The sequence below is a fragment of the Nocardioides agariphilus genome, assembly GCF_015352445.1.
In the GTDB taxonomy this organism is placed as follows: domain Bacteria; phylum Actinomycetota; class Actinomycetes; order Propionibacteriales; family Nocardioidaceae; genus Nocardioides; species Nocardioides agariphilus.
This window is the reverse complement of the sequence record NZ_JADKPO010000013.1, coordinates 47,138-60,142: the sequence shown is the minus strand read 5'-3', so window position 1 is coordinate 60,142 and position 13,005 is coordinate 47,138. Positions and strand designations below refer to the sequence as shown.

Sequence of the window (13,005 nt, the reverse complement as noted above, 5' to 3'; positions counted from 1 at the left end):
ACTAGTCCGGATACGGTCGAAATCGTGCGGTAATGCACCGAAAAGCGCCGTTTCTTCGTACAAGTCGGACGCAACCGCTATCTTTTTCGTACTGGCTGAACCGCCGTTCAGAGCTGGGGGGCTTGAACGGCACAGGCTTTCAGCTGTGGCAGGACGACGGCACAGGGGGCTGTGCGCACGTCACGCCGGGGTGGGACCTGGTCCAGGTCCCACCCCCAGCCACTTCTCTGGTTCCGGTGGCTCAGCCGCGCACCAGGTAGGCCAGCAGGTCCTGCCGGGTCAGGACGCCGACCGGCTTGCCGTCCTCCTGGACCAGCACCGCGTCGGCGCCCTCGAGCAGCGTGACGGCGTCGGTCGCCTGCTCGGTCGAGCCGATGGTCGGCAGTGGCGGCGACATGTGCTCCTCGACCGGGTCGGTCAGCTTGGCCTGGCCGGTGAACAGCTTGTCGAGCAGCACCCGGTCGGAGACCGATCCGGCGACCTCGGCGGCGACGATGGGGGGCTCTGCGCGCACGACAGGCATCTGCGAGACGGCGTACTCCTCGAGGATGTGCACGGCCTCGGCAATGGTCTCGTTGGGGTGGGTGTGCACCAGGTCCGGCAGCCGGCCGGACTTGCCGCGCAGCACCTCGCCGACGGTGCGCCCGGAGCCAGCGGCGCCGTCGACGGGGAAGCCGTACTGGGCCAGCCACTCGTCGTTGAAGATCTTCGTGAGGTAGCCACGCCCCGAGTCGGGCAGGAGCACCACGATCACGGCGTCCTTGCCCTCAGGAGTCTCGGCGAGCTCGGCAGCCAGCACCTTGGCCGCCTGGGCCGCCATCCCCGAGGAGCCGCCCACGAGCAGTGCCTCGGTGCGGGCGAGGCGCCGCGTCATCGCGAACGAGTCGGCGTCGCTGACCTCGATGACCCGGTCGGCGATGTCGCGGTCGTAGGTCTCGGGCCAGAAGTCCTCGCCGACGCCTTCGACGAGATACGGGCGGCCGGTCCCGCCGGAGTACACCGATCCGGACGGATCGGCGCCGATCACCTGGATCGCGGGGTTCTGCTCCTTGAGGTAGCGGCCGACGCCGCTGATGGTGCCGCCGGTGCCCATCCCCGTCACGAAGTGCGTGATGCGCCCGTCGGTCTGCTCCCAGATCTCGGGGCCGGTGGTCTCGTAGTGGGAGCGCGGGTTGTTGGGGTTGGAGTACTGGTCGGGCTTCCAGGCACCCGGCTGCGAGGCGAGCCGGTCGGAGACGTTGTAGTAGGAGTCGGGGTGCTCGGGCGCGACGGCTGTCGGGCAGACCACGACCTCCGCGCCGTAGGCCTTGAGCACGTTGCGCTTGTCCTCGCTGACCTTGTCGGGGCAGACGAAGACGCATCGGTAGCCCCGGCGCTGCGCGACCATCGCGAGCCCGACTCCGGTGTTGCCGGACGTCGGCTCGACGATCGTGCCGCCGGGCTTCAGCTCACCCGATGCCTCGGCCGCATCGATCATTCGCTCGGCGATGCGGTCCTTCACCGAACCGCCGGGGTTGAGGTACTCGACCTTCGCCAGGACGAGCGGCCCCGCGCCCTCCGTCCCTCCGGCGCCGTCGAGCGAGGCCGACAGGCGCAGCAAGGGGGTGTGACCGATCAGCTCGAGCAAGGAGTTCACGTACTGCACTCCCGCAGGCTAGGCGGACCCGGCGGGTGCTCGCGAATCACAGCCGGGCTCTGCCCGGCGGATAACCTGATCAGGTGGGGAAGGCGGGGGCGGCACGCAAGCTGGCATCAGCCGCCGCGTACGGCGGCGGTGGACTCTCGGTGCTCGGTGCGGGCCTCTACGGCCTGCTGCGCGCCGAGGCCAAGCTGGCTCGCCGGGCGATCGGCGAGACCACGGGCCCGCCGCCTGACGCGACCGGCTGGTACGGCCGGGGCCGGCCGAGTCCGGCCATCAGGATCGCCTTGCTCGGCGACTCCGCCGCAGCCGGGTACGGCGTGAGCCGGGTCGTGGAGACCACCGGCGCCCTCCTGGCCAGCGGCATCGCCGAGAAGGCCGACCGACGCGTCCACCTGCGCTCCTACGCCTTCATCGGTGCCCGCTCCTCCGACCTCGGCGCCCAGGTCGCGCGCGCCCTGCCCGTGGGACCCCATCTCGCGGTCATCTTGATCGGCGCCAACGACGTCACCCACAGCGTGCTGCCCTCGCAGTCCGTGCGTCACCTGTCCGAGGCGGTGCGGCAGCTGCGCACCGCGGGCGTGGAGGTCGTGGTCGGCACCTGTCCCGACCTGGGCACCGTCAAGCCGATCGCCCCGCCGCTCAAGCAGGTCGGCCGCGCCTGGTCCCACCGGCTCGCCGCCGCTCAGACCATCGCGGTCGTCGAGGAGGGCGGGCGCACGGTCTCGCTGGCCTCGGTCCTCGGGCCGGAGTTCGAGGCGGCGCCGGCGATCATGTTCGGGCCCGACCGCTTCCACCCGTCGGCCGAGGGCTACCGCCGGCTGGTCGACGTGATGCTGCCGTCCACGCTGGCGGCTCTTGGGTTCGCACCCGACGACGAGGCGGAGCCCGAGGCACGCCGCGGCGAGGGTGTGCTGCCGGTGACCACGGCCGCGATCCAGGCGGTCAAGACCGCCGGCACCGAGATCGACGGGACCGAGGTCGGTGGCTCGCGGCGTGGCGTCCGAGGCCTGTGGGTCGAGCTGCGGCACCGGCGCCAGACGCCGACCTTCGCCACCGAAGGGCCCGAGGCCGAGGAAGAGCCCGCTGACCTGACCCGGCTGGGTCCGGACAAGCCAAGAGGCCGGGGGTCCCATGACCCCCGGCCTCCCGGGTAGACCTAGCTAGGAGCGGTCGTTCAGTCCTGCTGGAAGAACGCCAGGATCCGCAGCAGGTTGGTGTAGATCCAGACCAGGGCGACGGTCAGGCCGAAGGCCGCCCGCCACGACTCGCGCTCGTCCACACCGGCGGCGATGCCTCGCTCGATCTGGTCGAAGTCGAGGATCAGCATGAAGACACCGAGGGCCAGACCGGCGAACGCGGTGAGCATGCCCAGGCCGGTGACCCCGAACAGGCCGGTGCCAGAGCCGAAGAGGCCGAGCACGAGCTCGAGGACCGACAGGCCGACCATGCCGAACATGGCAGCGATCACGAAGGTCCGGAACTTGGCGCCGACCTTGATGTTGAAGAACTTGTAGGCCGCCAGCGTGCCGGCGAAGGCTGCGAAGGTGCCCATCACCGCGTTGATCACGATGTGGTTGTCCGGCGACCCGAAGCTGGCGTCGAAGAACTTGCTCAGTGCGCCGAGGGCGACGCCCTCGGCCACGCAGAACGCCAGCACCAGTGCCGGGCTGACGACCCGCTTGAACGAGTTCACCATGGAGAGGCCGAAGGCCGCGAGGCTGCCGATCGTCATCGCCGCGAAGAGCGAGGACAGGTCGGAGTTGGTCGTGGTGGTGGTGATCTCGGGGGTGAGCACCCAGGTGGCGATCGCGGTGACCAGGACCACCGCGAACGAGATGGCGCTCGCCTGGACGACCGAGTCGATGGTCATCCGCTTGGTCGGGGTGGGGATGTAGGTGCCGGTCCCGCCAGGGGTGCCGGTGCCCCACGTCGCGGGGTCGCCGTAGCCGGCGTAGGGGGCGCCGTTGCCGGCGTAGGACTGGTTGCCGTAGGCGTTGGCCTGCCCGTTGAACGCCTCCGAGCGACGGAACACGGGGTTGTTGGACTGCATGCTGGTCTCCTCCTTGGAGGCCGAGGTGGCGTCGCTGTGACGCGCACCAGTCTTCACGACTCTATCGATCGGACGCCTGTTCAACGACCGCGAGGAAGCCGGTGTTCCCTCAGGGTCGTCACCAGGCCTCCTGGCGCACCTCGGGCGCCTCGGGGTCCTGGCGGGTGACGACGCGCAGCCTGCGGGGCGGCCAGGTGGCCGGCTTGGGCAGTCGCAGCGGCTCCAGGCCGGGGGTGATCCGGCCGAGGACGCGCGGCTCCAGGGCTCCAGTGGCGACGGTGCTCCCGGGCAGGCCGTGCCAGGTCAAGAAGCCGAGCAGCGCCCAGAGCACCACCTCCTTGCCCTCGGCCGGGATGCCGCGCTCGCCACTGGGGACGAGGGGTACGCCGTCGAGGTGCGCCCGCAGGGCCTCCATCAACGCCGGGTTGGCCACTCCCCGACCTGACGCGACGACCTCCATCACGCCGTACGGCGCCAGGGCGCGCGCCACGGTGGCCGCGGTGAGCTCGGTCAACGTGGCCAGCAGGTCGGGACCGGACACATCGGGCACGCGCTCGAGCACATCGTCGAGGTAGCCGGGCGAGAACGACTCGGCGAAGGCGACCTGCTGGTCGCCGCTGAAGTGCGGGTGCTCCCACAGGACTGACAGCAGGTCCGGTCGTACCTCGCCGGCCGACGCGAGAGCTCCGTCGACGTCGTGGTTGAGGCGGCCCTCGGTGACACGGGCCGCCGCCGCGTCGAGGAGGCAGGTGCCAGGACCGGGGTCCCACGCCCGCACGGCCTGGCCCTCGTCACCCACGACGGAGACCGAGGCGATGGCCCCGAGGTCGAGGGCGACCCGCGGCCCACCCGTGCCGGCCAGCCAGAGCGAGTCGAGGGTGCTGCCCAATGGCGCGCCCAGCCCACCTCCCGCGACGTCACGCGAGCGCAGGTCGGAGACGACGGGCAGTCCCGTGCGTTCGGAGATCCACGCCGGCTGACCGAGCTGAAGGATGCCGTAGCACCGGCCGTCGCGGATGTCGTGGAAGACCGTCCGGCCGGGTGAGACGACCAGGTGCGGTGGTCGGTCGAGCTGGACCTGCACCCGGGCGACGGCCTCGGCGACCGCGACGCCGTACATCTGGTCGAGCTGGCAGATCGCCCCCACGGTGGTGGCGGCCGGAGGGAGCACGTCGAGCAGTGCCGTGCGCAGGTCCTCGGGCCACGGCTCGAGGCCCGTGCCGACGACCTCCATGGTCACTGTGCTGCCCTCGAGACCCACATCGACCACGCCGACCTCGAGCGCGTCGGTCGTGCCCGACGACACCGACACGATCCGCATCGACCCCCACCTCCCCTTGGGGCGACAGTCTGAGGCCAAGTCAACGCGTTGCGGGCGGATTCCGACGATCTCCCACCGAATCGGCCACCTCTGGGAGGTGCCCCCGCTGGGGTTCGAACCCAGACTGGATCGCTTTTAAGGCCGAGGAGTCGATCTGTAGGGGTCCGCGGCGGTCCGGCGTCGGGCCACACGTGGATTCAGCGTTCCCACTGGTCAACCTGGGGTTTCTGCAAGCGCGTACCCCACCCGACCTCAGGCAACGCCGCGACGGTGGGTTGCCGGTGATGCCGGAGCGCCAGAGGAGCGCGGTCAGTCGGGGAAGTCTGGCTCGTCGCCCCAAATGGCCGAACCCACCAACGACGCAGCCGCCGAGCCAACGACTGGCGCCGCTGACGACGTGCTACCCACGCTCGCGCTGTCCGTGGAGCGGTACACCACACGGTCGCCGTCGATCGTCCCGGCATAGCGGCCGTTTGTGTCGTAGACCCTGTCGCCGCTGATGCGGCCGAGGTAGACGCCCGATCGCGACCACAGTTGATCACCGCTGCGCTGCAGTGGCCGACCGTTCTTCGTGTACAAGTTCGTCATGCTCACGGGCCTGTGGCGTTTCCGGCGTTGTCACGCACGTTGTCGGCGGCCCGCTGCGCGTTCGACTGGCTGGCGAACGACTCACCCGAAGACGCGACCTTGTCGCTGGAACGCCAAGCTCGCCACCGCCACTTGTTGCCGGTGTCGGCATAAATGTCGTACCGAGCCGTCTTGGCACCTGCCTTGAACGCCTCCGCGGCGCGGCGGGCGTTGGCATCGGTTGGGAACGTCTCCCCTGCCCACGCGACCAACTCACCGTTGTCTCCATAGAGCCACCACGAGTACTGCGGTCCGTCCGTCTTGCCGGCCGAGAATCTCATTCGCGCTTCCCTTCGTCGATGTCAACCAGTTGCCTCAATGTATGCAACGGCGCCGACAGCCCTCCGTTACGGGTCTGCACGCCGACCTGCACGGGTTTCCATCGCCATGACGCTGGCGTAGCGTCGCGACATTTGGTTGCAACTGGCAACCATCTGAAGATGGAGGCTCCCATGCCTGAGACACCTGTCCGCCACGCCATCGCCCGCTCGACCGGCGCGACCACCTGGACCCGGAAGGACGGCGACGCCTGGCGCTCGACTTGCCTGAACCACGGCGAGGAGACGATCGCGCCCAACCGGGGCAAGGCGTGGGTCACCGGCTCTCACCCGCAGGACTTCTGCGCGATGTGCGCGCACATCGCGGCGGGCAAGGCCGAAAAGATCATCGGCGACCGCTTGCCCATCCCCGCCCCCAAGGCCACCCGGAAGCCCGACACCCGCAACGTCAAGGGCAAGGCCACCGTCCCGGCGAAGAAGGCTGCGACCAAGTGACCCGCCCTCGCATCTACGACCGCAACCAGTTCAACCCCACACGCCGCTACAGCGCCGTCTGTTCATGCGGAGCCCGCAACCGGGTGAGCGGCGTGCACGGAGCAGCCAACGCCGGAACCCTTGGCCGGGTGAAGGGCAAGCCGGAGAAGTGGCTCCCTCTCCCCAACGACGACGAGTGGACGTGCGTCGGTTGCGGTACCAACTACCCGATCATCTGACCGACCTCCGAACCGACCCCGGTAGCCGTCCGCGCCGGGTCGGATCACGCCCGCTCATGCCGATGAGCGCACACGCCTCCGGGGCCGCCAACTAGGCTGAGACTCATGTGGGAGCGGTACGCGTGGTTCGCATATCCCGCATTCGGGTTGTGCCTGGTCGGCACAGTCGCTTCCTACCTGTGGGACGACGACTACTTGGTGTGGCCCACGCTGTTCGCGATAGCGGCATTCCTCGTCATGGCCCCGTTGCTGCTCGTCCGACCGCTCCGGGCCGTCCTGCAAGCAATGAGGACTGACGCCGAGTCCTCGACTAAGGACTGAGCCCAGACGCCCGCTCATGCCGCTGAGCGGTTATCCAAACGGGGGCGGTTGTGCCTGCGATCCTGGACCAATGAGGGCAGGCTGGCTCCGCGCACGCTCGACCATTTGGAGCCCTGCCCTGGTCGTTGCCGCACTGGTGGGATTGGCGGGTTGCGGTGGGGACGACACCTTCTGCAACCAGATCGGTGCAGTCTCGGGTGTGGGCTTCGTGTTCAGCGAGGTGGTTGCCGCACACCCCGGCGAGGTGCTGCGGGTTGAGGCTTGCGTCGAGGACACCTGCGAAACCCGGCGAGCCACCGAACAGCGCCCACACAACGGCATGAGAGTCGCCCCCGACCTGCTTCAAGACACCAGCCCCGTTCCGGTCACGTTGACGGTCTCGACCACGGACGGCGACATCGTCTACCAGGGGCGGCTCACGGTGCAGCCGGTCAAGTCGCAGCCCAACGGCCCGGACTGTCCGCCGACCGAGTGGGTGGCAGACGTGGTTGCGTCGGGCACAGACGTGTTGCAGCAGGAACGCGTCTGACGGACCCACGACCCGCACGCTCATGCCGCTGTCCGGGCGGGGGCGTCTCTCAGGTGGGCCAGGTGAAACCGGTTGCGCGGCCAGGCGGCTCGGCCACCTCGGTACGGACGGACAGTCGGCATACCTCGCCAGTCTCGCTGTCGGCCAGCAGGTCGACCTGCGTCACCGGTCCGGCGTCAAGGCCGGGGGGCGGCAGCACGGAGATGCGAGGGAACTCGCCAATCAGCGACACGTGCATGACCGAGGCCGCCGCACATCGACCCTTGAAGTTGGAGTCCTCGAACGCGACGGGGCCGGTGTCGGTGAGCCACCAGTAGGCGTTGTCGATCGTCGCGTCGTGTCCGTTCGTTCCCTCCATGGCGGACTCGCCCGCAGCGATCGCCATTGCGTCTGGGCTAGGTGCCGGGGCGCTGCTGGTCGCCGTCCCGTCGGTGCCCGATGCGCAGGCTGTCAAGGTGAGGATTGATACGGACGCCGCGACAACCCGGCAGACGTACATGACCCGAGTATGCATCCGACGGGCCGAACTATCCGCTCATGCCGCAGAGCGGGCGTCCCAAGCTCTCGGCGGCGGTGACCTTCCCGCGTCCCTGGGAACCGACTCCGCTAGCAGACCGCGCCGGGGTCGATTCGCATCCGAGGGCGGACGTAGGTGGGCCGTAGGCGGATTGCGAGGGCTATCGGTGGGGCGGGGTCCGGTCGAGAAGCCCCGGATCCGCCTAGAGGGCGAATGCAGTCCGCGCGTACGGCGGGCTCGCTGGCCGCACGCTGTGCGGCGGGCTCGCCGCTGGGGGGTCGGGGCGGTCGGCAGGGGGTTCCACCGTCAGGCGTGCGGCTACTGGAACGCAGGGCTGATCCGCCACACCGCGTCGAATGCCTGGAGAACGGAGGCCCGCACGTCTGGACCCGCGCTCACCACAAAGCTCTGCTTGCGACTGAACGAGTTCAGGCTGGTCCCAATGATGAGCAGTCCGTCGTCATCAACGATGTATCGGTCGTGGAGGGTGCCCTGCGCGGCCTGCCGAACCTCGATGGGTAACGCACCATGCTGTTGCGCGAAGGCTCGAAGGTCGCGCCTCATCGGGCCAGGCTTCGAGATGTTTGCAGTGAGCAACCTGATCCCGGTGGCGTCTCCACACTCGGCGAGGTAGTCGAGCGTTCGCCCGTCCACGTAGGGGTCGCATACACAAACGACTCCCTTGAGACCCCGGAAGAGGTCTTCAACCTGCCGAATGTGGGTAAGGGCTTGCGCTGGATCAACGAACACGACTGACTGCGTGGTCGTCCCCAAGGCCTCTACCCCGGCCTTCATGATCTGGAAGTAGAACTTCCCATTGATGCGCTTCTTGCTCACCGCCTTGGGGACTCCGGTCAGCAGACCCGCGATGCGTTGCCGCGGGATGCTCAGGCCAAACGCGTCGCGGGTCACGACCTCGATCTCTCCGGGTGTCATCCAAGGCGCGTCAAGGGCCTCCTTGCTCACATGGAGCACCCACAAACACTGGAGTGCATCTGAGTCAAGGTCGTGAATGCCGGGGACATCGCCCGGCGCCTCCGTCGGGAACCCGTCTGACGACACCATCACTCGGCGCTGTCAGCACTCTTCGACGCGGACGACGAGCGCTTCTTGCCGGTCTTCAGGTTGCTCGCCTTCCGGACGTCCTTGGAGAACTTGCTGTTCACGGCGTTCTTGCCAGAGTTGGTGATGTAGAAGTGCTTCGCCCTCTGGTGATCCTCAGCGATCCACTTGCTCTGCACAGCCCATCGGAAGTCCCTGGGGTAGTTCCCAGGAACCTTCTCGCCAGCCTTGGGGAACTGCTCCTTCAACTGCTCGGAGGTGAAGCGTTCCTGGCCGCCCGTCGTGAGGTACATGGCGATGGCGGCGATCTTCTCCACGTTTCGCGTCGCGCCGTGACGGTGGACGAACTCACCGACAGACTCGTCGAGTGGGGTGAACGTGTTCGTGTCCTTGTCCTCGGCGGAGTCGAGATCGGTCTCTGGCTCAGGCGTAGGCCGTCGCGCCGTGCTTGGAGTCTGACCGAGGTTCACAGATGCCCCCATAGCCAGAGCCATGATCTTCAGCGCAACCGCCTCGGGGACAGCCCTCTTGAACGAGAGCCCTCCGCCGTCGAGTGTGAGGTCCACCTTCACGCCCGAGTCTTCCAACTGTTCACTCATGCTCGTCTCCCCGTGATGTTTGGATGTCCCACTATACATGGATCCAAACACAGGACTTGGAGACAATGCGAGCCACGGGGACTCACCCGCCCGACCGATTCGCTGGCCTGAGTCCCCTATGCAGGTCGCGCCGTCCGGTCGAGGGCGACGACGTTCGTGTCGGGCGTCTCCCACATCGCGGCGGTGGCGTTGCGCTTGTCACGGCCGGGCGTGGCGTGGGCGTAGCGGTCGAGCGTCATCTTGGTCGACGCATGACCGAGCCGCTGACTGATCTCCACGATGGTCAGCGCGCCTTGGCGACCAATCTGCGCAACCAGCCATGATGCGTGGAAGTGCCTGAGATCATAGAACCGGACGGTGCTCGGCACCTTCGCCGCGTCGAGAAGGTCCGACCAGTAGCGCATCGTGAACCAGCCGTGACGCAACGGGCTCGGCTCGCCGTCAGCATCGACCCACTCCAGCCACTCCAGATCGGTGCCGGTCTTGCGTTGCCGACCGCCACGACGGAAGTCGCCGGCATGGGGGAAGAGCGGCAGCCGGTCGCCGGGGTGCACGCGGTCAGGGTGAGCCGTGAACCATCGCGTTGCAAGCTCGTGCATCGTCTCGAGATACGCGCGCAGGTGCTGAGCCGTGAAGTCGTCCAAGTCGATGCTTCGGCGGCTGCGCTTGGTCTTAGGCAGATCCTCATAGATCCACGTGCGGCCGTCTCTGCCCTTCACGCGAACCCGGCGCACCGTGATCGTCGCGTTGTCGTCGGAGAGGTCCCGCAGTTGCAGCGCCGCGAGTTCTTCGGGCCTCATGCCGGTCGCGGCGGCCAGCCGGACGTACATCGACCAGGGCTCAGGGGTCGCCGCGATGAGGGCGAGCACCTGCGCGGTGCTCGGGATAACCCGGTCGGCCTGTTGCGTGTGCACGTCCCGCTGCTCGGGGAGGGAGAGGGCAATGGTCGGGTCCCGCATGATCAGCCCGTTGGCGACCGCATACCGGATCACCCGCCGCAGCGTGTAGAAGTTGTGACGCACCGTGCTCGGCGCTCGGCTCGCGGTCTGGGCAGCGAGCCACGCGGCCACGTCGCCGTGAGTGATGTCCCCGATGCGCCGGTGGCCGAACGCGGTACGGACGAGGGACTTGGGGCCGGTGATGATCGCGGCGTGCTGGCTGTAGCCGCGCGCCTTGCCCGACTTGCTCGTGTACGTCGCCAGCCACTCCTCCGCGACGGCCTGGAACGTGACATCGCCCCGACTGGGATCGACCCAGGGCTGACCGGCGTTGTGCTTGGCGGCCGGAGACTCCTCGTCACGCCAGCGCTCGGCGGCTGCCTTCGTCTGGAAGCCGCCCTTGGTCCGCTTCTTGAATGGCGGGTCGGCGTTGGGGTCCTCGTACAGAACTTCCCAACGGCGCTTGTTCGCAGGGATGTTCTTGGCCTTGGTGCGCTGGCTCACGCGTACCCAAGCGCGCGGCCCTGTCTTACGTCGTGCCATCAGTTGCCTTCCTCTCTGAGTTGGCGGGCGAACGACTCCGCCGCCTTCCGCGTTGTGAACCGGCGTTGGACCGGTCGGCCCTTGTGCTTGCCCTTGATCTGCCACTGGCCATCGGGTCCACACTCGGCGCGCAGGGTCGTTGGCTTGTGCTTCACGGGCTGGTGACTCGCCGTCGTGAGTGGTAGCCCGCGCTCGAAGCGGTCGGCTCGACGCAGTGACTTGATTGCGAGGTCGAGCGCGTTGCTGTCGGCGTCGGTCCAGCGGTTCATGCGACGGCCTCGCGTTTGCATATGCGCTCGATGGTCGAGGGGTACCAGCGAGCCCCACCCCCAGGGGTCGGTACCCGCGCCGCGTCGAGCCGCTTGGCGATGACCGCGAAGGAGTCGCCGCGTCGGCGGGCCCGGGTGATCCGGGTGACGGTCGCGGGCTCGACCTGGGCTTGGAACCCGAACACCTTGCCGCTGGCCCGCGCCTCGGCCATGCCCTCACGAACTCGCTCGCCGTTGACCTCGGACTCCCACTCGGCGACGGCGGCGAGCACGCGGACCATGAACCGCCCGTTGGCGGTCGTCGTGTCGAGGTCCACGTCGAGCGCGACCATCGACCACTTCTGCTTCTTGCACGCGGCGATGTACTCGCACAGGTGCTGGGTGGACCGAGCGAGCCGGTCGAGCCGTGCAACGGCGATGGCCCGAGCTTGTCGCCGCTTGAGCATGTCGAGCGCCCGGCGCAGTCCTGGCCGGCAGTCGTTCGTGCCGGAGTATCCGGCGTCCTCGATGACCTCGATGAGCGTCCAGCCACGCCGTTCGCACTCGGCCTCGATGGCATTGCGCTGTTGGGTGAGGGTCCAGCCGTCCTTGGCTTGCTCGGCGGTGGACACCCGCGTGTACCCGATGACCTTCATCGGCTCCTCCTTCAACTAGTTGCCGTTGTCAACTAACGGCGGCGCGACCCTACCTCCGACGCGCGTAGCGGGCTACGCGCTACGAACGGCACGCCCCTCGGCGCTGTCAGGCGGGCTCGGCGGACTCCGGCCCACGGGTCGGGCTCGTCGTCCGCCTAGGCCCACCTAGGTGTCCGCGTCGGTGGCCTATCGGGGCGGGTCGGTCGGCGCTCGATCCGTCGGCGGCGCCTCGGCCCCGCCGAACTCGGTCGGTCGCTTCGGGCGTCGCATCGGGTCGGGAAGGATGCTCATGACCTCGCCACGCACCGTGTTCTCGTCGGGGTAGATGCGCCCGGCGAGGTACGTCCGGGTGTCCGCGTCGTGGCGCTCGTTGTCGATCGCCTCCTGAGCCGAGTAGGCCAGTTGCTCGGCGTCCTCGAACGTCGGCGCATCGAGCGCCGGGCGCTCGGAGGAGGGGAGGGAGCGGTCCTCGCCGATCTCCACGAGCGCCGCGTCCGCCACCTCCTGGAACGCGGTGACTGCAACGTCGATCTGCACACCCGGCTTGAACCCTGTGCGATCAAGGACCATCTGGATGGCACGAAGCTTGTCGGTGTCCGAGGTCTGCTTGTTGGTCATGATGCGGTGCAACTCGGCGAGCGCCGGGTTGACCATCGCTAGGAGCCGGTCCTTGGCGGCTTGCTTGTGGGCGGGGTGGTTGCCTCCGTGTTTGGGGCACAGGGATGCGCCGAGCCGCACTTGTGCACCGCACGCCTTGCCAGTGTTGGGGCCGTGCTTGGTGTGGGCCTTGCAGCCCCTATGGACTTCCCCACACTTGCCGCACACTTCCCGGTCAGTGAGTGCTGCGGCCTTCTTGCGCTCCCGGCCCCCTCCCGCCGTGGGTCGGGTGCTCTTGCTAGTGCCCGTTCTAGGCACACTCCTCTTGCCCATCACCTACTCCGTTCTCGTCGTCGGGCAACCG

At 68.3% G+C, this 13,005-nt stretch carries 16 protein-coding genes; 5 read left to right on the top strand and 11 right to left on the bottom strand.

Going from position 1 to position 13,005, the window contains the following annotated elements; all coding sequences use genetic code 11:
- Positions 1-241 precede the first annotated feature (241 nt).
- Positions 242-1,645 (bottom strand): cystathionine beta-synthase, encoded by a 1,404-nt coding sequence (locus ISU10_RS11300; protein WP_194696507.1) that lies wholly within the window; start codon positions 1,643-1,645, stop codon positions 242-244.
- 74 nt (positions 1,646-1,719) lie between these two features.
- Here ISU10_RS11300 and ISU10_RS11295 point away from each other — a divergent pair, with 74 nt between their 5' ends.
- Positions 1,720-2,796, top strand: a complete 1,077-nt coding sequence (locus ISU10_RS11295; RefSeq protein WP_194696506.1) for an SGNH/GDSL hydrolase family protein — start codon at positions 1,720-1,722, stop codon at positions 2,794-2,796.
- Positions 2,797-2,816: 20 nt separating this feature from the next.
- Here the strand turns inward: ISU10_RS11295 and ISU10_RS11290 are convergent, their stop codons facing one another.
- The 3 genes from ISU10_RS11290 to ISU10_RS11280 all read right to left on the bottom strand — a co-directional run bounded on the left by ISU10_RS11290 (position 2,817) and on the right by ISU10_RS11280 (position 5,921).
- Positions 2,817-3,749: a Bax inhibitor-1/YccA family protein gene (locus tag ISU10_RS11290; RefSeq protein WP_370865176.1), complete on the bottom strand. Its 933-nt coding sequence runs from the start codon at positions 3,747-3,749 to the stop codon at positions 2,817-2,819.
- A gap of 61 nt (positions 3,750-3,810) precedes the next feature.
- Positions 3,811-5,013, bottom strand: a complete 1,203-nt coding sequence (locus tag ISU10_RS11285; protein ID WP_194696505.1) for an anhydro-N-acetylmuramic acid kinase — start codon at positions 5,011-5,013, stop codon at positions 3,811-3,813.
- Between the two features lie 590 nt (positions 5,014-5,603).
- On the bottom strand, positions 5,604-5,921 hold the full coding sequence (locus tag ISU10_RS11280; RefSeq protein WP_194696504.1) for a DUF1508 domain-containing protein: 318 nt from the start codon (positions 5,919-5,921) through the stop codon (positions 5,604-5,606).
- Positions 5,922-6,092: 171 nt separating this feature from the next.
- Between ISU10_RS11280 and ISU10_RS11275 the strand changes: the two genes are divergently transcribed.
- The 4 genes from ISU10_RS11275 to ISU10_RS11260 all read left to right on the top strand — a co-directional run bounded on the left by ISU10_RS11275 (position 6,093) and on the right by ISU10_RS11260 (position 7,481).
- Complete coding sequence (locus tag ISU10_RS11275) at positions 6,093-6,413, top strand: hypothetical protein (protein WP_194696503.1); 321 nt, start codon at positions 6,093-6,095, stop codon at positions 6,411-6,413.
- A complete protein-coding gene (locus ISU10_RS11270) occupies positions 6,410-6,631 on the top strand; it encodes a hypothetical protein (protein ID WP_194696502.1) in 222 nt (73 codons plus the stop codon). The genes ISU10_RS11275 and ISU10_RS11270 overlap by 4 nt, the downstream gene beginning before the upstream one ends.
- A gap of 105 nt (positions 6,632-6,736) precedes the next feature.
- Positions 6,737-6,952, top strand: coding sequence for a hypothetical protein (locus ISU10_RS11265; protein WP_194696501.1), 216 nt, complete (start codon positions 6,737-6,739; stop codon positions 6,950-6,952).
- 70 nt (positions 6,953-7,022) lie between these two features.
- A complete protein-coding gene (locus tag ISU10_RS11260; RefSeq protein WP_194696500.1) occupies positions 7,023-7,481 on the top strand; it encodes a hypothetical protein in 459 nt (152 codons plus the stop codon).
- Between the two features lie 49 nt (positions 7,482-7,530).
- On the opposite strand, the gene ISU10_RS11255 is transcribed toward ISU10_RS11260, so the two are convergent.
- The 7 genes from ISU10_RS11255 to ISU10_RS11225 form a co-directional block, all read right to left on the bottom strand.
- Positions 7,531-7,866: a hypothetical protein gene (locus tag ISU10_RS11255; protein WP_194696499.1), complete on the bottom strand. Its 336-nt coding sequence runs from the start codon at positions 7,864-7,866 to the stop codon at positions 7,531-7,533.
- Positions 7,867-8,316: 450 nt separating this feature from the next.
- Positions 8,317-8,964: a hypothetical protein gene (locus ISU10_RS11250; RefSeq protein WP_194696498.1), complete on the bottom strand. Its 648-nt coding sequence runs from the start codon at positions 8,962-8,964 to the stop codon at positions 8,317-8,319.
- A gap of 98 nt (positions 8,965-9,062) precedes the next feature.
- Positions 9,063-9,659 (bottom strand): hypothetical protein, encoded by a 597-nt coding sequence (locus ISU10_RS11245; RefSeq protein WP_194696497.1) that lies wholly within the window; start codon positions 9,657-9,659, stop codon positions 9,063-9,065.
- 116 nt (positions 9,660-9,775) lie between these two features.
- Positions 9,776-11,140: a tyrosine-type recombinase/integrase gene (locus tag ISU10_RS11240; RefSeq protein ID WP_194696496.1), complete on the bottom strand. Its 1,365-nt coding sequence runs from the start codon at positions 11,138-11,140 to the stop codon at positions 9,776-9,778.
- Entirely contained in the window at positions 11,140-11,409 is a 270-nt protein-coding gene (locus tag ISU10_RS11235) for a hypothetical protein (RefSeq protein ID WP_194696495.1), read from the bottom strand. The genes ISU10_RS11240 and ISU10_RS11235 overlap by 1 nt, the downstream gene beginning before the upstream one ends.
- Complete coding sequence (locus ISU10_RS11230; RefSeq protein ID WP_194696494.1) at positions 11,406-12,044, bottom strand: recombinase family protein; 639 nt, start codon at positions 12,042-12,044, stop codon at positions 11,406-11,408. Before ISU10_RS11230 ends, ISU10_RS11235 begins: the two co-directional genes overlap by 4 nt.
- Positions 12,045-12,230: 186 nt before the next feature.
- A complete protein-coding gene (locus ISU10_RS11225) occupies positions 12,231-12,974 on the bottom strand; it encodes a hypothetical protein (protein ID WP_194696493.1) in 744 nt (247 codons plus the stop codon).
- Between the last annotated feature and the right edge of the window lie 31 nt (positions 12,975-13,005).